The organism is Streptomyces litmocidini (assembly GCF_014649755.1).
Taxonomy (GTDB): Bacteria; Actinomycetota; Actinomycetes; order Streptomycetales; family Streptomycetaceae; genus Streptomyces; species Streptomyces litmocidini.
Genome location: NZ_BMTQ01000005.1, coordinates 530,678 through 547,726, shown reverse-complemented (window position 1 = coordinate 547,726; position 17,049 = coordinate 530,678). Strand labels below are relative to the sequence as shown.

At 73.0% G+C, this 17,049-nt stretch carries 17 protein-coding genes; 8 read left to right on the top strand and 9 right to left on the bottom strand.

Annotation, left to right across the window (positions count from 1 at the left end; translation table 11 throughout):
* The first annotated feature begins 84 nt into the window (after positions 1-84).
* Positions 85-1,110 (top strand): excalibur calcium-binding domain-containing protein, encoded by a 1,026-nt coding sequence (locus IE180_RS36415; RefSeq protein WP_229860479.1) that lies wholly within the window; start codon positions 85-87, stop codon positions 1,108-1,110.
* A gap of 79 nt (positions 1,111-1,189) precedes the next feature.
* The gene (locus IE180_RS14665; protein WP_190157299.1) at positions 1,190-1,513 is read left to right on the top strand and encodes a nuclear transport factor 2-like protein; all 324 of its coding nucleotides are present in this window, start codon (positions 1,190-1,192) and stop codon (positions 1,511-1,513) included.
* A gap of 143 nt (positions 1,514-1,656) precedes the next feature.
* Here the strand turns inward: IE180_RS14665 and IE180_RS14660 are convergent, their stop codons facing one another.
* On the bottom strand, positions 1,657-2,433 hold the full coding sequence (locus IE180_RS14660; protein ID WP_190157298.1) for an SDR family oxidoreductase: 777 nt from the start codon (positions 2,431-2,433) through the stop codon (positions 1,657-1,659).
* Positions 2,434-2,536: 103 nt separating this feature from the next.
* Here IE180_RS14660 and IE180_RS14655 point away from each other — a divergent pair, with 103 nt between their 5' ends.
* Positions 2,537-4,168, top strand: coding sequence for an alkaline phosphatase D family protein (locus IE180_RS14655; protein ID WP_190157297.1), 1,632 nt, complete (start codon positions 2,537-2,539; stop codon positions 4,166-4,168).
* Here IE180_RS14655 and IE180_RS14650 read toward each other — a convergent pair.
* Entirely contained in the window at positions 4,155-5,186 is a 1,032-nt protein-coding gene (locus IE180_RS14650) for a Gfo/Idh/MocA family protein (RefSeq protein WP_229860478.1), read from the bottom strand. The genes IE180_RS14655 and IE180_RS14650 overlap by 14 nt on opposite strands.
* Before the next feature lie 50 nt (positions 5,187-5,236).
* Here IE180_RS14650 and IE180_RS14645 point away from each other — a divergent pair, with 50 nt between their 5' ends.
* A complete protein-coding gene (locus tag IE180_RS14645) occupies positions 5,237-6,523 on the top strand; it encodes a Bcr/CflA family multidrug efflux MFS transporter (RefSeq protein ID WP_190157385.1) in 1,287 nt (428 codons plus the stop codon).
* A gap of 9 nt (positions 6,524-6,532) precedes the next feature.
* On the top strand, positions 6,533-7,522 hold the full coding sequence (locus IE180_RS14640; protein WP_190157296.1) for a small ribosomal subunit Rsm22 family protein: 990 nt from the start codon (positions 6,533-6,535) through the stop codon (positions 7,520-7,522).
* Here IE180_RS14640 and ddaH read toward each other — a convergent pair.
* Complete coding sequence (gene ddaH, locus IE180_RS14635; protein WP_373302766.1) at positions 7,519-8,349, bottom strand: dimethylargininase; 831 nt, start codon at positions 8,347-8,349, stop codon at positions 7,519-7,521. The genes IE180_RS14640 and ddaH overlap by 4 nt on opposite strands.
* A 154-nt stretch (positions 8,350-8,503) precedes the next feature.
* Between ddaH and IE180_RS14630 the strand changes: the two genes are divergently transcribed.
* Together IE180_RS14630 and IE180_RS14625 are read left to right on the top strand one after the other, a co-directional pair.
* Positions 8,504-9,154 carry a TetR/AcrR family transcriptional regulator gene (locus IE180_RS14630; protein WP_190157294.1) on the top strand — a complete coding sequence of 217 codons (651 nt, stop codon included), beginning with the start codon at positions 8,504-8,506 and terminating at the stop codon, positions 9,152-9,154.
* 125 nt (positions 9,155-9,279) lie between these two features.
* Entirely contained in the window at positions 9,280-10,059 is a 780-nt protein-coding gene (locus IE180_RS14625) for a bifunctional DNA primase/polymerase (protein ID WP_190157293.1), read from the top strand.
* 82 nt (positions 10,060-10,141) lie between these two features.
* On the opposite strand, the gene IE180_RS14620 is transcribed toward IE180_RS14625, so the two are convergent.
* From IE180_RS14620 to efeO, 4 genes are read right to left on the bottom strand one after another with little or no spacing between them, the layout of a single operon-like run.
* Positions 10,142-11,167: an SCO2278 family lipoprotein gene (locus IE180_RS14620; RefSeq protein WP_190157292.1), complete on the bottom strand. Its 1,026-nt coding sequence runs from the start codon at positions 11,165-11,167 to the stop codon at positions 10,142-10,144.
* A complete protein-coding gene (gene efeU / locus IE180_RS14615; protein ID WP_190157291.1) occupies positions 11,124-12,005 on the bottom strand; it encodes an iron uptake transporter permease EfeU in 882 nt (293 codons plus the stop codon). The genes IE180_RS14620 and efeU overlap by 44 nt, the downstream gene beginning before the upstream one ends.
* 18 nt (positions 12,006-12,023) lie before the next feature.
* The gene (efeB, locus tag IE180_RS14610) at positions 12,024-13,301 is read right to left on the bottom strand and encodes an iron uptake transporter deferrochelatase/peroxidase subunit (RefSeq protein WP_190157290.1); all 1,278 of its coding nucleotides are present in this window, start codon (positions 13,299-13,301) and stop codon (positions 12,024-12,026) included.
* Between the two features lie 15 nt (positions 13,302-13,316).
* The gene (gene efeO, locus IE180_RS14605; protein WP_190157289.1) at positions 13,317-14,471 is read right to left on the bottom strand and encodes an iron uptake system protein EfeO; all 1,155 of its coding nucleotides are present in this window, start codon (positions 14,469-14,471) and stop codon (positions 13,317-13,319) included.
* A gap of 266 nt (positions 14,472-14,737) precedes the next feature.
* On the opposite strand from efeO, the gene IE180_RS14600 reads away from it, so the two are divergent.
* A complete protein-coding gene (locus IE180_RS14600; RefSeq protein WP_190157288.1) occupies positions 14,738-15,406 on the top strand; it encodes a PhzF family phenazine biosynthesis protein in 669 nt (222 codons plus the stop codon).
* Here the strand turns inward: IE180_RS14600 and IE180_RS14595 are convergent.
* Positions 15,396-16,046: a biliverdin-producing heme oxygenase gene (locus IE180_RS14595; RefSeq protein ID WP_190157287.1), complete on the bottom strand. Its 651-nt coding sequence runs from the start codon at positions 16,044-16,046 to the stop codon at positions 15,396-15,398. The genes IE180_RS14600 and IE180_RS14595 overlap by 11 nt on opposite strands.
* 113 nt (positions 16,047-16,159) lie before the next feature.
* Positions 16,160-17,017 (bottom strand): type I methionyl aminopeptidase, encoded by an 858-nt coding sequence (gene map, locus IE180_RS14590; RefSeq protein ID WP_190157286.1) that lies wholly within the window; start codon positions 17,015-17,017, stop codon positions 16,160-16,162.
* Between the last annotated feature and the right edge of the window lie 32 nt (positions 17,018-17,049).

Genomic DNA, 17,049 nt, shown 5'->3' with positions numbered 1-17,049 from the left:
CGACCCCGGGTGCGGGCGGCGAATCCGCAGGTCATACCCTGTGGGCGCTGAGACGTCATCAGGGAGGGGCAGGGGCGCGTGGGCGTGTCGCTGGACAAGGGCCCGGTTCGGGAAGAGCGGTGGTGGCGGCGGCCCGGCTTCGTCGTCTTCTGCCTGTTCCTCGTGCCGCCGGCCGGCATGGTGCTGGCCTGGCGGACCCGTTGGTCGCCCGGCCGGAAGGTCCTCGCGACCGTCCTGTCCGCCGTCTGGTTCGTGGCGGTCGGCACCAGCGACCCGCCGGCGGACCGGCCCGCGGCGGCCGACGCCCGGCCGCGGGCCGCCGCCTTCCCGTCCTTCACCCCGTACACCCCGCCCACGCCCACCCCGCCGCCGGTCGTGCGGCGGGTGGTCGCCGACTACACCGGCCAGAACCTGGAGACGGCGTCGAAGGCGGCGTACGAGGCGGGGTTCCGGACGCGCTCGCACGACGCCACCGAGGACGACAGGTCGCAGTTCGTCGACAGCAACTGGAAGGTCTGCTTCCAGGAGCCGGGCGCCGGGGAGACCACCACGACCCAGGAGGGGCGGCGGGGCCGGATCGAGTTCGCCGTCGTCGGGAAGGCCAGTCCCTGCCCGGCGCGGGACGGCGAGGCCGTCGTCTTCCCCAAGGTGCCGAACGTCGTCGGCAAGACCTTCGCGTCCGGCTCCGCGGTCCTCCGGAAGGCGGGTCTGACCGGGATCCGGGGCGACGGCGTCTATACGGACGTCGACCTGGCGGCCGGTCACGACGACTGGCGGATCTGCTTCCAGGACCCGGAGGCGGGCGAGGACATCGAGGACCCGCGGTACCTGTCCGTCCGGCTCTCCCTCGCCCGTCCCGGCCTCTCCTGCCCGAGCGGGGACCACGCCCGGCTGCACCCGGACCCCGACCCGGACCGTCACGGCGGCAGCGGCAGCGGCTCGGGAGGCTCCGGCTCGGGTTCCGGCGGATCCGACGGCGGCGGCCTCGTCTACTACAAGAACTGCGACGCCGTCCGCGCCGCCGGCAAGGCCCCCATCCACCGGGGTCAGCCCGGCTACCGCTCCGGCCTCGACCGGGACGGCGACGGCAAGGCCTGCGACTGGTCCTGACGGTTCGGAGGCCGCTGTCGGGGGGACTCCACGGCCGGGGCGCCCGGGAACGGGCGCCCGGCGGGTGTACGGGTGGGGCATGACCATTCCCGTGAACCAGCTCAGCGACCCTGCCGTGCGTGCCTTCGTCACGGCCCTCAACGCCAACGACGAGTCCGCCCTCTTCGAGGTTCTGACGCCCGGGGCGACCATGTCCGACGACGGCTCCGACCGCGACGTGAAGGACTGGCTCGACCGCGAGGTGTTCGGCTCGCGCGGGCACATGGACGTCGAGAGCGAGGCGGACGGCGGGCGGGCGCTCGTCGCCCGCTACCGGAACGACACCTGGGGCGAGATGCGCACCACGTGGGCGTTCACCGTCGACGGCGGAAAGGTCTCCCGGTTCGAGACCGGCCAGGCCTGACGCCCCGTCGGCCGGGGGCGGGCCCCGTCCCCGGCCGACGGGAGGCACGGAGGCTCACCCCGGGCCGGCGTGCGGTACGAGGCTCACCCCGGGCCGGCGCCCGGCACGGCGTCTCGGCTCCGGCCGGCGCCCGGCGCGGGCCCTCAGCCCCGCCCGATGTAGGGCATCGTCGTCGCCATCACCGTCGCGAACTGCACGTTCGCCTCCAGCGGCAGCCCCGCCATGTGCACCACCGTCGCCGCCACGTCCGCCGCGTCCATCACCGGCTCCGCCGCCAGCTCGCCGTCGGCCTGGAGGATGCCGGTCTGCATGCGGGCCGTCATCTCCGTCGCCGCGTTGCCGATGTCGAGCTGACCGCAGGCGATCCGGTACGGCCGTCCGTCGAGGGACAGCGACTTCGTCAGGCCCGTCATCGCGTGCTTCGTCGCCGTGTACGCGATCGAGTGCGGGCGCGGCACGTGCGCGGAGATCGAGCCGTTGTTGATGATCCGGCCGCCCTGCGGGTCCTGCTCCTTCATGGTCCGGAAGGCGGCCTGGGCGCAGAGGAAGGCGCCCGTCAGGTTCACGTCGACGACCGCGCGCCAGGTCGCCGGGTCCAGGTCCTCGACGGGGACGCCGCCGCCCGCGAACGTACCGGCGTTGTTGAAGAGCAGGTCGACCCGGCCCCAGTGGTCCCGTACGGACGCGAAGAGGGCCGTCACCTCCTCCTCGGCGGTCACGTCCGTCGGGACGGACAGGAAGTCGCCCGCCGGGAGGGCCGCCGCCGTCTCCTTCAGGGCCCCGGCCCTGCGGCCCGCGAGGGCCACCGACCAGCCGGCCGCCGCGAGGGCCAGCGCCACGCTCCGTCCGATGCCCGAGCCGGCTCCCGTCACCACTGCGATGCTCATGGGCGCGCAGCGTACGCGAGACGCGTGCCCCATGAACTCATCCGTCCGACACGTGGATGTTCTGTACTCGACAAGGGGAGGTCGTCCGACCCCCCTCGAATGACGGAAGGACAGCATCCGTCTGGGGAGGGGAAACATGGACCACGTACAGGACCACTCCGAGGAACTCCGTGTCGCCGCACGTCACTTCGGACGCCGCCGGTTCCTCACCGTCACCGGCGCGGCCGCCGCGCTCGCCTTCGCCACCCAGCTGCCCGCGGCCGGCGCCGCGGCCGCCGCCGAGCTGGACGCCCGGCGTGTCACGGAGGACCCGTTCACCCTGGGCGTGGCCTCGGGCGACCCCCTGCCCGACTCCGTGCTCCTGTGGACCCGCCTCGCGCCCCGCCCCTTCGAGCCGGACGGCGGGCTGCCCGCCGGCCGGGTCTCCGTGCACTGGGAACTCGCCCGCGACGAGCGGTTCGCCCGGATCGTCCGGCGGGGCCTGGCCGTCGCGCACCCCGAGTTCCGGCACGGCGTCCACATCGAGGTCGAGCACCTCGACCCCGACCGCGTGTTCTTCTACCGCTTCCGCGTCGGCGAGTGGATCAGCCCGGTCGGGCGGACCCGCACCGCCCCGGCCCCCGGCGCCCGGAACACCGCCCTCAGGCTCGCCGCCGTCTCGTGCCAGGCCTACCACGACGGGTACTTCACGGCCTACGGCCACCTCGCCCGGGAGGACGTCGACGTCGTCTTCCACCTCGGCGACTACCTGTACGAGTACGCCGTCGGCGCCACCGGCGGCGCCCGCGCCTACACCGACCGCACCCTTCCGGCCGTCTTCGACCGCGAGACGCTCACCCTGGAGGACTACCGGCTCCGCTACGCGCTCTACAAGTCCGACCCCGACCTGCGCGCCGCGCACGCCGCCCACCCCTTCGTCGTCACCTGGGACGACCACGAGACCGAGAACAACTACGCGGGCGACACCCCCGAGAACGACGTGCCGCCGGAGGAGTTCCTGCTCCGCCGCGCCGCCGCCTACCGCGCCTACTGGGAGCACCAGCCGCTGCGCCGCCCCCAGCTGCCCGAGGGACCCGACATGAGGCTGTACCGGCGGCTGCGCTTCGGGCGGCTCGCCCAGTTCGACATCCTCGACACCCGCCAGTACCGCTCCGACCAGGCGTACGGGGACGGCTGGCGGGTCCCGGGCCCCGAGTCGGAGGACCCGGCGCGCACCCTGACCGGCGCCGCCCAGGAACGCTGGCTGCTCGACGGCTGGCGCGCCTCCGAAGCCCGCTGGAACGTGCTGCCGCAGCAGGTGGTGTTCTCCGAGCGCCGCGACCGCCCCACCGCCGACTTCAAGCTGTCGATGGACTCCTGGGACGGCTACCCGGCCTCCCGGCGGCGGGTCCTCGCGGGGGCCGAGGCCGCCGGCGTCGAGAACCTGATGGTGCTCACCGGGGACGTCCACGTCGGCTACGGCCTGGACATCAAGGCCGACTTCCGCGACCCGGCCTCCCGGACGGTCGGCACCGAGATCGTCGCCACGTCCGTCGCCAGCGGCAAGGACGGCGCCGACCGGCCCTCGAACTACGACAGGCTCATGCAGGCCAATCCGCACCTGAGGTTCTTCAACGGGCGCCGCGGCTACGTGACCGTGGAGCTCGGCGAGGAGAGCGCCCGGGCCGACTTCCGCACGGTGCCGTACGTGACCCGGCCGGGCGCCCCCGTCACCACCGCCGCCTCCTACGTCACGGAGGCGGGCGCCCCGGGGCTCACGCCCGCGTGACCGCGAGTTCGGAGGGGTAGCGGACGCCGACGCGGTCCCGTACCGCGTCGAGCGTCCGCATCACCGCGAGCGAGCCCTCCAGGGGGACGAGCGGGGACTCCGTCTCGCCGGCGCGCAGACAGCGCATCACCTCCGCCGCCTCGTGCCGCAGCGAGTGCGGGTCGTCCTCGTTCACGTACTCCTCCGGTTCCGCGCCGTTGCGCAGCAGCGTGAACCGCTCGGGGAAGAAGAAGCCGCGCGGGACGTCGATCCGGCCCTCGGTGCCCGTCACCGAGGCCGTCAGCGGGGTGTCCGCCTCCAGCGAGCAGGACAGCAGGGCCGAGGCGCCCGAGTCCCAGCCGAGCAGCACGCCCGTGTTCAGGTCGACGCCCTCCGGCGAGATCCGCGCGTGCGCGTGGACCGTGGACGGCTCGCCGAGCAGCAGCTGCGCGAACGACACCGGATACACCCCCAGGTCGAGCAGCGCCCCGCCGCCCACCGCCGGGTCCCGCAGCCGGTGGCCGGCGTCGAAGGGCCCCGCGATCCCGAAGTCGGCCTGGACGGTGCGGACTTCGCCGATCGCGCCGTCGCGCACGAGTTCGGCGATCCGTCGGACCAGCGGGTTGCAGTACATCCACATGGCCTCCATCAGGAAGAGGCCGCGGTCCCGGGAGAGCGCGACGAGTTCCTCCGCCTCGCGGGCGTTGAGCGTGAGGGCCTTCTCGCAGAGCACCGCCCTGCCCGCCTCCAGGGCGAGTCCGGCCGCCGCCCGGTGCGCGTGGTGCGGGGTCGCCACGTACACCACGTCGACGTCGTCGTCGGCGAAGAGCCCGGCCCATTCCCCGTACGCCCGCGGGATCCCGAACCGGTCGGCGAAGGCCTTCGCCGACGCCTCCGTGCGGGACGCCACCGCGACGACCTCCGCGCCGTCGAGCGTCAGCACGTCCCTGGTGAACCGTTCCGCTATGCCGCCCGTCGCCAGGATCCCCCAGCGCACCGTCCTGTTCGCGTCCATCCCCACCCCATAGGTCTCGACCATGCCGGTCGAGCTGAGAGCATAGACAAGGATTCAACGAAATGGAGCAGTCGATGCCGGAGAGCGGCCAGAAAACAACACAAGGGCACATAAACGAAACCACCCCGGTCGTCACCGCCACCCGGCGGACGGGGCTCCTCGTCACCCTCGTCCTGGGCGGACTCACTGCCCTCCCCCCGCTCTCCATGGACATGTACCTCCCGGCCCTCCCGGAGGTCACCGGCGCGCTGCGGGCCCCCGCCGCCACCGTGCAGCTCACCCTCACCGCCTGCCTCGCCGGCATGGCCCTCGGCCAGCTCGTCGTCGGCCCCATGAGCGACAAGTGGGGACGCCGGCGCCCGCTGCTCATCGGCATGGTCGTGTACGTCCTCGCCACCGCCGTCTGCGCCCTCGCCCCCACCGCCGAACTCCTCATCGGCTTCCGGCTCCTCCAGGGCCTCGCCGGCGCCGCCGGCATCGTCATCGCCCGCGCCGTCGTCCGCGACCTGTACGACGGCGTCGAGATGGCCCGCTTCTTCTCCACCCTGATGCTGATCTCCGGCGCAGCCCCGATCATCGCCCCCCTCATCGGCGGCCAGATCCTCCGGCTCACCGACTGGCGGGGCGTCTTCCACGTCCTCACCGCGATCGGCCTCCTGCTCACCCTCGTCGTCTGGCGCTTCCTCCACGAGACGCTGCCCCCCGAGCGGCGGCACGAGGGCGGGGTCGGACAGGCCCTGCGCACCATGCGGGGGCTCCTCGCCGACCGGGTCTTCACCGGCTACATGCTGACCGGCGGCCTCGCCTTCGCCGCCCTCTTCGCGTACATCAGCGCATCGCCGTTCGTGGTGCAGGACCTCTACGGCGCCTCCCCGCAGACCTTCAGCCTGCTCTTCGGCCTCAACTCCATCGGGCTCGTCGCCGTCGGCCAGATCAACGGCAAGCTCCTCGTCGGCCGGGTCAGCCTCGACAAGGCCCTCGGCTGCGGCCTCGGCGCCATCCTGCTCGCGGCCGTGGCCCTGACCCTCATGACCAGCGGCGTCCTCGGCGAGGTCGGGCTGGCCCCGATCGCCGCCGGACTCTTCGTCCTGATGTCCGCGATGGGCCTGGCCATGCCCAACACCAACGCCCAGGCCCTCATGCGCACCCCGCACGCCGCCGGATCCGCCTCGGCCCTCCTCGGCACCTCCTCCTTCCTCATCGGCGCCGTCGCCTCCCCGCTCGTCGGCATCGCGGGCGAGCACACCGCCGTCCCCATGGCGGTCGTCCAGCTCGGCTGCGCCGTCCTGGCCCTGGCCTGCTTCCTGGGCCTCTGCCGCCCCTGGCGCACGCCGGAGAACCGGACCGGCGAGCCCGCCTAGACTGACTCGGTGAACGCCTCAGCTCCCTCCGCCGACTCCCTGCGCGCCGCCCTCGCCGGACTCCTCGACGGGCTGCCGCCCCACCGGGCCGCGCAGGCCGTCGAGCGGCTGATCGCCACCTACCGGGGCACCACCCCGACGGACGCCCCCGTGCTGCGCGACCGCTCCGACGTCGCCGCGTACGCCGCGTACCGCATGCCGGCGACCTTCGAGGCGGTGCGGGGCGCCCTCGACGCCCTCCGGGAGGCCGCGCCCGACTGGGCGCCGCGCACCCACACCGACGTCGGCGGCGGCACGGGCGCGGCGAGCTGGGCCGTCGCCGGGGCCTGGGAGGAGGAGCCGCCGCGCACCACCGTGCTCGACTGGGCGGAGCCCGCCCTCGCGCTCGGTCGCGAGCTGGCCGACGGCGTCCTGGACGCGGAGTGGCGGCGCGAGCGGATCGGCTCCGCCCTGGACCTCGCCGACACCGACCTCGTCACCGTCTCGTACGTCCTCAAGGAGCTGACCGGGGCCGACCGGGCGGCGCTCGTCACCGAGGCGGCCCGCGCCGCCCGGGCCGTGGTGATCGTCGAGCCCGGCACGCCCGACGGCTACGAGCGGATCATCGCGGCCCGCACCCTGCTGATCGACGCCGGCTTCACCGTCGCCGCGCCCTGCCCGCACAGCGGGGCCTGCCCGATCGTGCCCGGCGCGGACTGGTGCCACTTCTCCGCCCGGGTCAGCCGCTCCTCGCTGCACCGGAAGGTGAAGGGCGGGTCGCTGGCGTACGAGGACGAGAAGTACGCGTACGTGGCCGCCGTCCGCTTCCCCGTGACTCCCGCGACCTCCCGCATCACCCGCAGGCCGCAGACCCGCAAGGGGCTCGTCCTCCTCGAACTGTGCGGCCCCGACGGACTCGCCCGCGAGACCGTCACCAAGCGCCACGGGCCCCTGTACAAGCAGGCCCGGGACGCGGAGTGGGGCGACTCCTGGCCGCCGGAGGGCCGGGACCGGGACTAGGGCCGCAGCTCCTGGGTGCAGCACTTCACGCTGCCGCCGCCCTTGAGGAGTTCGCCCAGGTCCATGCCGACGGGTTCGAAGCCCCGCGCGCGGAGGGGTTCGAAGAGGCCCACCGCGGCCTGCGGGAGCAGGACGTGCCGGCCGTCGCTCACCGCGTTGAGCCCGAGGGCCGCCGCGTCCTCGCCGGTCGCGATCAGGGCGTCCGGGAAGAGCCGGGCGAGCACCGCGCGACTGCCGGGGGAGAAGGCGTCGGGGTGGTACATGACCTCGTCCCGGGCGTCGTCCAGGACGCACAGCGCCGTGTCCAGGTGGTAGTAGCGCGGGTCCACCAGCTCCAGGCCGATCACCGGACGGCCGAAGAACTCCTGCGCCTCGTCGTGGGAGAGCGGGCTGGAGCGGAAGCCGCGGCCGGCGAGGATCCAGGAGGCGGTGACGGCGAAGTCGCCCTCGCCCTCGTTCACGTGCTCCGGCACGCGCACGTCGTCGTCCGCCCAGCCGTTCCGGCGGAACCAGGACACGTGGGCGTCGGCCTCGCGGGCCCGCTCGGGGTGGGCGAACTTCGCGCCGAGCACCCGGCCCCCGACGACCGTCGCGCCGTTGGCCGCGAAGACCATGTCCGGCAGGGCCGGGTCGGGCTCCAGGAGCTCCACGCTGTGGCCGAGCGAGCGGTAGCGGTCGCGCAGGTCCTCCCACTGGGCGAGGGCGAGCGGCAGGTCGACCGGTTTCGTGGGGTCCATCCAGGGGTTGATGGAGTACGTCACCGCGAAGTGCGTGGGTGGGCACATCAGGTAACGGCGGGGCGAGGGCGTGCGCGGAGTGGGGCGCAATGAGGGCTCCTCACGGACGGGCGGCCGGAACGGCCGGTGATCGGTGGACCCCATGGTCCGCTCTCGACGGGCTCCGCGCTGTGGACCGTTCGGGTGGTTCGGACCCGTTCGGCCGGCGAGACGCCTCGTCTCGTTCGCTGCTAGATTGGGGTCCATGCCCGAGACCAGACCCGCCAAGGCCGCCCCCGACGCCTCCCGCCGCAGCGAGCGCTCCCGCCGCGCCATCTTCGACGCCGCCCTCGCCCTCGTCTCCGAGACCGGCTACGCGAAGACCACCATCGAGGGCATCGCCGCCCGCGCCGGCGTCGGCAAGCAGACCATCTACCGCTGGTGGCCCTCCAAGGCGGCCGTCCTCCTCGACGCCTTCCTCGACCTCGCCGCCCGGACCGGCGAGACGGCTCGGCGGAACGACGCCCACGGCGGGGAGGGCGACAGTGAGATCCCCGACACCGGAGACCTCGCCGCCGACCTCAAGCGCGTGCTGCGCGCCACCGTCGACGAGCTGACCGACCCCGCCTTCGACGGCCCCACCCGCGCCCTCGCCGCCGAGGGCGTCGTCGACCCCGAACTCGGCGCCCGCTTCACCGAGGCCCTGCTCGAACCCCAGCTCCGGTCCTACGTCCGCCGCGTCGAGGCCGCTCAGGCCAAGGGCGACATCGACCCGGGGGTCGATCCCCGCGTCGCCGTCGAACTCCTCGTCGGACCGCTCCACCACCGCTGGATCCACCGCACCCTGCCGCTCACCCACGCCTACGCCGACGCCCTCGTCGACCTCGCCCTGCGCGGCCTCGCTCCCCGCCCCTGACCCCCGCCCGGCCTCCGCTCCCGGACTCCGGGGGCACCCCGGTTCCGCACTCCGGTCACCCGGGGCGCAGGATGGTGGGACCATGGGCAGAGCCGAACGGGCGAGCATGAGGTGTGAGGGGATAGATGGGCGACGGCATCGGCCGCTACCGCGGCACGGAGAGCAGACTCGCACAGTGGCTGCGCAGGCGCCCCAAACGCACCGCGGCCGACGACGAGAACGACCGCGAGAAGCTGCTCCTGGCCACCGCCGCCGCCGGGCTGCCCCTGGCCCCCGCCGCGTACCCCGTGGGCTACAGCTGTTCCTGTGAGCGGATCGGCTGTCCCACTCCCGCCCGGCACCCCGTCTCCTTCGCCTGGCAGACGCAGTCGACCACCGACCGCGCCCAGATCGAGCGCTGGGCCCGCAACGAGCCCGAGGCGAACTTCATCACCGCCACCGGCATGGTCCACGACGTCCTCGACGTCCCGCTGGCCGCCGGCCGCGCCGCCCTGGAGCGCCTCCTCGCCGAGGGCGTGGAGGTCGGCCCCGTCGCCGAGTCCGCCGACGTCGACACGGTCGGCGGGCGGATGCTCTTCTTCACCGCCACCCGCGGCACCCCCGAGGACGAGGACGAGTGGTGGCCGTGCGAGCTGGACTGCCACCCCGAGACGATGGACGAGCACCCGGGGCTGCGCTGGCACTGCCGCGGCAGCTACGTCCTCGTGCCGCCGGCCCGGCTGCCCGGTGACGAGGAGGCCCACCCGGTCGTCGCCTGGGTCCGCGGCCCCGAGCACCCGCTGCCCGACCCGCTGAACCTCCTGGAGGCCCTCCAGGACGCCTGCGCCCGCCACGCGGCCGAGCGCGAGGCGGACGGGGACGGGGAGCACCCGGCCCACGAGATCGCCTGGCCGCTGACGCGCTGAGCCCCCCCACGGGGGCGGCGGGAGGAGGGGAGGGCCCGCCTCCCGGACGGACCGAGGTCCTACGAACCCCCGGACCGAGGCCCTACGAGCCCTCCGCCCCCACCACGCCCTGGAGCCGGCTCGCGACCGTGACCCCGTTCCGGTCCGTGCCCGCCGGCTTCACCAGGGCCGCCTGGCTCGACACCCACTCGCGGGTGACCGTGTTCTTGATCTCGCCGGTCAGCAGCGCCTTGGTGTCGGTGCCGACCTTCGGCCGGTAGCCCTTCGCCGCCGTCTGCCGCTCGAAGTACCGCGTCGCGAAGAAGACCAGCGCGCCGCCGTCCCGCGTCCGCAGCCCGAGCGGCGCGAAGTCCCCCCGGTCGGTGACCCGGTCGAGGTACTGGGTGGCCATGCCCGGCCGCTTGGCGGCCTTCTGCCGCTGCGCCCGCCACTCCGTGGTGTGGGTGCCCGGCGCGAACGGCCCCGGCCGCCCGTCCTTGAGGTACGCGACGTACTCCTTGCCGAGGTCCCGGGGCGCGACCGCCAGCGCGTCGGTGTCCGCGGCGACCGGCACCGCGTACCCCTCCTCCTCGGCGAACTCGGGCACCGCGGTCCGGGAGAGGATCGTGAGGTACGCGACCTCCCACAGCTGCTCGGGCCCGTTGCGCACGAAGACCAGGAGCCAGCGCTGGTCGCCGGAGGCCCGGTTGGAGGCGGTGTCCGCCACGAACCAGCGCGGCCAGCCCGCCTTCCGGGGCAGCACGAACCGCGCGTCGGTCAGCGCGAGGGGCTTGTGGTCCGGATTGCCGCCGGGGGTGTTGATCGACCGGGCGCGCAGGCCCGCCTGGTTGACCTCCCCGAGCGGGCCGGTGACCCGGCCCGCGTCCAGGGCCGGGTCATAGGCCTTGTCGGCCTTGTTGTAGGCCGCCGTGAAGTCCGCGAGGGCCTGCGCGGCCTCGGACTTCGTCGCCGGCGGCAGCAGCGCCAGTTCGCCGTGGACGGTCACGCAGCCGCTCGCCGTCAGCGACAGGACGGTCGCCGCCGCCGTGGCGGCAAGGAACCTCGCGGGCCGCGACGACAGCCGCTCAAGCGGTCGTCTCGGCGCTCGCCTCAGCCTCAGCCTTCTCATCGGTCGCCTTCTGCTTCTTCACCCGCACGGACGGACCCGACCCTATCGGGGCCAGGAACAGCGCGAGAGTCGGGATCAGATACAGCGCCCACACCGTGACCTGAAGGACCGTCGGGTCCGGCTGGAAGTTGAAGACGCCCTTGAGGAGCGTGCCGTACCAGCTGTCCGGCGGGATCGTCGCCGAGATGTCGAAGGCCTTGTCCGCGAGGCCGCCGAGGAAGCGGGCCTCCTGGAGGTCGTGCACGCCGTACGCGAGCACGCCCGCCGCCACCACGACCAGCATCCCGCCGGTCCAGGTGAAGAACTTCGCCAGGTTGATCTTCAGCGCGCCCCGGTAGAACAGCCAGCCGAGGAGGACGGCCGTGAGCAGGCCGAGGACGACGCCGATCAGCGGCGCGTACGAACCGTCCGAGGAGGCCCGTACCGACGCCCACACGAAGAGCGCCGTCTCCAGGCCCTCGCGGCCCACCGCCAGGAAGGCGGTGGCGACCAGCGCGCCCGTGCCCATCTGCAGGGCCGCGTCCAGCTTGCCGTGCAGCTCCGCCTTGAGGTGCCGGGCCGTCCGCCGCATCCAGAAGACCATCCAGGTCACCAGGCCCACGGCGAGCACCGACAGCGAGCCGCCGAGCGCCTCCTGCGCCTCGAAGGTCAGCTCCTGGGAGCCGAACTCCAGGCCCGCGCCGAAGGCCAGGGCGACGCCGACGGCCACGCCGATGCCGATCCAGATCGGCTTCAGCGCGTCCCGGCGCCCGGTCTTCACCAGGTACGCGATGAGGATGCAGACGACCAGACTGGCTTCCAGACCCTCGCGCAGGCCGATCAGATAGTTACCGAACACGTCGGTTTCCCTCCTCGATCACGAGAACAGCGCCCGGCCCCACCAGTCGTCCTTGTCGCGGACGCCCGGCGGGATCGCGAACAGCGCCGAACCCACGTGCTGTGTGTACTCGTTGAGCGCGTCGGACTTGGCCAGCGAGCTCTGCACCGGGATGAAGCCGGTGCGGACGTCCCGCTGGTACGCCAGGAAGAACAGGCCCGCCTCCAGACGGCCGAGGCCGTCCGTGCCGTCGGTGAAGGAGTAGCCGCGGCGCAGGATCGTCGCCCCGTTGTTGCTGTCCGGATGGGCGAGCCGGACGTGCGAGTCCGGCTTCATCGCCTTCAGGAACGGCTCGTCGTGCTCCTTGGCCTTGCCGACCGGGGCGCCTTCCCTCTTGTCACGGCCGAAGATGTCCTCCTGCTCGGAGAGCGGGGTGCGGTCCCAGGTCTCGACGTTCATGCGGATGCGGCGGGCGACGAGGTACGAGCCGCCGTCCATCCAGGCCGCGGCGCCCTCGGCGTCCTTGCCGGACACCCACACGTGCTTCGCGAGCCGCTCGGTCTCGGTGCCCGCGATGTTGCGGGTGCCGTCCTTGAAGCCGAAGAGGTTGCGGGGGGTCTGGGCGTCCGGGGTCGTCGAGGACGTCTTGCCGAAGCCCAGCTGCGACCAGCGCACCGCGACCTTGCCGAAGCCGATCCGGGCGAGGTTGCGGATGGCGTGCACGGCGACCTGCGGGTCGTCCGCGCAGGCCTGCACGCAGAGGTCGCCGCCGCTGCGCGCCGGGTCCAGGTTGTCGCCGGGGAACTTGGGCAGGTCCACCAGGGCCCCGGGCCGCTTGTCCTTCAGCCCGAAGCGTCCGTCGAAGAGCGAGGGGCCGAAGCCGATCGTGAGGGTGAGGCGGGAGGGCTTCAGGCCCAGGGCCTCGCCCGTGTCGTCCGGCGGGGCCTCCGGCAGGCCGCCGTAGGCGCCCTCGCCGACCTCGGCGCCGGCCGTCATGCGCTCGGCGGCCCGCGTCCAGTCCTTGAGGAGCTGGATCAGCTCGTCGCGGTCCTTCGTCTTCACGTCGAAGGAGGCGAAGTGCAGCCGGTCCTGCACGGCGGTGGCGATGCCGGCCTGGTGCGGGCCGTGGAAGGGGACGGCCCCGCCGCTCTCGGCGACCGGGGCGGTGGAGTCGCCGTCACGGGTCAGGGCGACGGCGCCGCCGGCCGCGGCGGCACCGAGCGCGAGCCCGGCACCGCCCCAGCCGATGACCTTGCGGCGGGAGGGCGCGGCGGTCTGCTCCGCGGCGGTCTGCTCCGTGGTGGTCTCGTCGGTCATGGTGGCTCCCCCTGCTTACTTCACGACCGCGGCGGCGAGCTTGGAGAGCGGCTCGGCCAGCGCGTTGACGCCGTCGGAGAGCTCCTTGCGCTCGGCCTTGCCGACCTTGTCGTACGACGTGAAGACGTAGCTCGCCTTGTCCGTGCGGTACTTGTCGAGCAGCGCGTTCAGGGCGGCGAACTGCTCGTCGAGTTCGGCGACGAGCTTCGGGTCGTTCTTCGAGGCGACCGGCTTGAGCAGCTCGAAGGACTTCTGCGCGCCCTCGACGTTCGCCTTGAAGTCGACGAGGTCGGTGTGGGAGTAGCGCTCCTCCTCGCCGGTGACCTTGCCGGTGGCGACCTCGTCCAGGAGCTCCTTGGCGCCGTTGGCCATGGAGGTCGGGGTGATCTCGGCCTTGCCGACCCGCTTCTGCCAGTCCGCGAGGTCCTTGTCGAGGAGGCCGGCGAGCTGCTTCTCGTGGTCGCCGATCTTCTTGTCCTGCCAGAGGGCCTTCTCCAGGCGGTGCCAGCCGGTCCAGTCCTTCGCCGGGTCCTGGCCGTCCTCCAGGCCGTCCTCGCGGACGTCGACCTTGGGGTCGATGTCGCCGAAGGACTCGGCGACCGGCTCGGTGCGCTCCCAGCCGATGCGGGACTCGGCGTAGGCCTTCTTGGCGGCCTCCACGTCACCGGCGCGGACGGCGTCGGTGAAGACCTTGACCTTGGGGAGGGTTCCGTCGGCCTGCGCCTGGACGTACTGGCGGTAGGCGGCGACGGCGCCGTCCATCTCGGGGGAGCGCTTGGCGGCGGCCTTGCCGCCGGTGGCCTTGACCTCCTGGCGGATGCCGTCGCCCTTCATGCCGGGCTTGCAGGCGATGGCGTAGTCGCCGGCCTTGACCTCGGCGGTGATGGTGGCCTTGGTGCCGGGGCCGATGTTCTCGCGCTCGGTGACGATCCGGTCGTCCGGGAAGAGGACGTAGACCTCGGTGATCTTGGAGCCGCGGTTCTCGACGGCCAGCTTCACGTGCCCGGCCGGGAACTCCTTCTTCGAGACCTCGCAGGCGTCGTCCTTGGCGACGACGGTGATCGCGTCGTCGGCCGCCTTGGAGTCGCTTTTCTCGGCGCAGCCCGTGACGGCGGTCAGAGCAGCCGCGGTCGCGGCGGCGGTGACGACGGAGAGACGGACGGCTCGCATGGGGACTCCAGGAACGCGGGGACGGACTGAGGCGGACCTAACTTAACCGAGGCTTACCTCAGCAACGCCCGCGCGTCCAGTGATTCAGCTCTCAGGCGGGGCCCGGCGGACACGGTGGGGTCACGGAGGATCCACGGGGCCCTCATGACTTGGTCAAGGGAAGGTCAAGGGGGGCGGATTGTCCCGATTCCGGTTACGCCCCGGTAGGGCTGCGGGGAAACGGTCGTACGCCCCTGCGGGCGCGCCGCGGGTGGTTCAATTCGGTCATGAACACGACCGCCACTGACATCGACGTCCTCCGGGTCTTCTGTGCGGGCGACGGCCGGCACGGCAACCGTCTCGGGGTCGTACGGGACGCCCGCACCCACCCCGACGAGGCCTCCCGGCAGGCGCTCGCCAAGGAGCTCGGCTTCAGCGAGACGGTGTTCGTGGACGACCCGGAGCGCGGGACCGTCGACATCTACACGCCCGGCGTACGGCTGCCGTTCGCCGGACACCCGCTCGTCGGCGCCGCCTGGCTCCTCGACCTGGAGGTCGTCCACCCGCCCGCCGGCGAGGTGTGGGTGCGCGGGGACGGCGAGTTCACCTGGATCGAGGCGCGCGCCGAGTGGGCGCCGCCCCGCATCCTCCGCCAGTACGGCTCCGTCGCCGAGGTCGAGGCCCTGGAGGTGCCCGAGCCGGGACAGTGGATCTACGCCTGGGCCTGGGAGGAGGAGGCCGCGGGCCGGGTCCGGGCGCGCGGCTTCCCGGGGCGCGGGGACGGCATCGACGAGGACGAGGCGACCGGCGCGGCCGCCCTGCTCCTCGCGGCGGAACTGGGACGGGCCCTGAACATCACGCAGGGCCGCGGCTCCCAGCTCCTCACCGCCCCCGGCCCCGACGGCGTCGTGGAACTGGGCGGCCGGGTCCTCCTGGAGGGGACGCTCACGCGCTGAGGGAGTACTCCCCGCCCAGCTCCCGGAAGACCGCGGTGTTGAAGGCGAAGGCGCGTCTGCACTCGTCGACGATCCGCTGCTTCTCCAGGTCGTCGACGTCCACCCCGTCGAGCAGCTCCCGGTACGCCCGCTTGAACGCCGCCGGGTTGGGGATCTCCTCGAAGACGTAGAAGCGGACGCCGTCGCCCTTGCGGTCGAAGCCCCAGGTCCGCTCCGCCCTGTCCCGGATGATCTGACCGCCCGACAGGTCGCCCAGGTAGCGCGTGTAGTGGTGGGCCACGTACCCGGCGGGCCAGGCGCGGACGCACGCGGCGACCCGCTCGGCGTACGCGGCGGTGGCGGGCAGCGGGGAGGCGCCGGCGCGCCAGCCGGGGCCGCGCAGATGGGCGAGGTCCCGCTCCAGGGCGGCCGTGCGGAAGAGCTCGGGCCGTATGAACGGTCCGGCGACCGGGTCCTCGCGGAGCGTCTCCGCGCCCTCCTCCAGGGCCCGGTAGACGAACCAGAGCTGCTCGGTGTAGCGCGCGTACGCGTCGACGGCCAGCCGTCCGCCCAGCAGGTCGCCCATGAAGGACGAGGTCTCCGCCTCCGTGTGCTGCTCGTGCGAAGCCGTGCGGATCAACGTGGAGAAGGGCGTGTCCAAGGCGGGCCTCCGAGACCGATGGGACGGGAACCACTGACGATCCTGCCGAGTTAGGCTCGCCTAAGTCAATGGTTCCCGACGTCCTGTCGGTAAAACGCTACCCGTTCGAGGGGTCAGGGCAACGTGAGGATCTCGGCCCCGCTCTCGGTCACCACGAGCGTGTGCTCGAACTGCGCCGTCCGCTTCCGGTCCTTGGTCACCACGGTCCAGCCGTCGTCCCACATGTCGTAGTCGTGGGTCCCGAGCGTCAGCATCGGCTCGATCGTGAACGTCATGCCGGGCTTGATCTCGGTGGTGTGGTGGGGCGAGTCGTAGTGCGGCACGATCAGGCCGGAGTGGAACGACGCGTTGATGCCGTGCCCGGTGAAGTCGCGCACGACCCCGTAGCCGAAGCGCTTGGCGTACGACTCGATGACCCGCCCGATGATGTTGATCTGGCGGCCCGGCCTCACCGCCTTGATCGCCCGGTTGAGGGACTCCCGGGTGCGCTCCACGAGCAGCCGCGACTCCTCGTCGACGTCGCCGCAGAGGTACGTGGCGTTGTTGTCGCCGTGGACGCCGTGGATGTACGCGGTGACGTCCAGGTTCACGATGTCGCCGTCCCGCAGGACGGTGGAGTCCGGGATCCCGTGGCAGATGACCTCGTTGATCGAGGCGCACAGCGACTTCGGGAAGCCGCGGTAGCCCAGCGTGGACGGGTAGGCGCCGTGATCGCACATGTACTCGTGCGCGACCCGGTCGAGCTCGTCGGTGGTGACGCCCGGGGCGATGTGCTTGGCGGCCTCCTCCATCGCCTGCGCGGCGATGCGGCCGGCGGTCCGCATCCGCTCGATGGTGTCGGAATCCTGCACTTCGGGCCCGGTGTACGGGGCCGGGGCGGGCTTCCCGACGTACTCGGGGCGGCGGATGGAGCCCGGAACGGAGCGAGGGGGGGAAAGCTCCCCCGGTACGAGAAGCGACTGGCCAGACATGCCAGCGAGTCTAACGACCGGGTCTGGGGCAG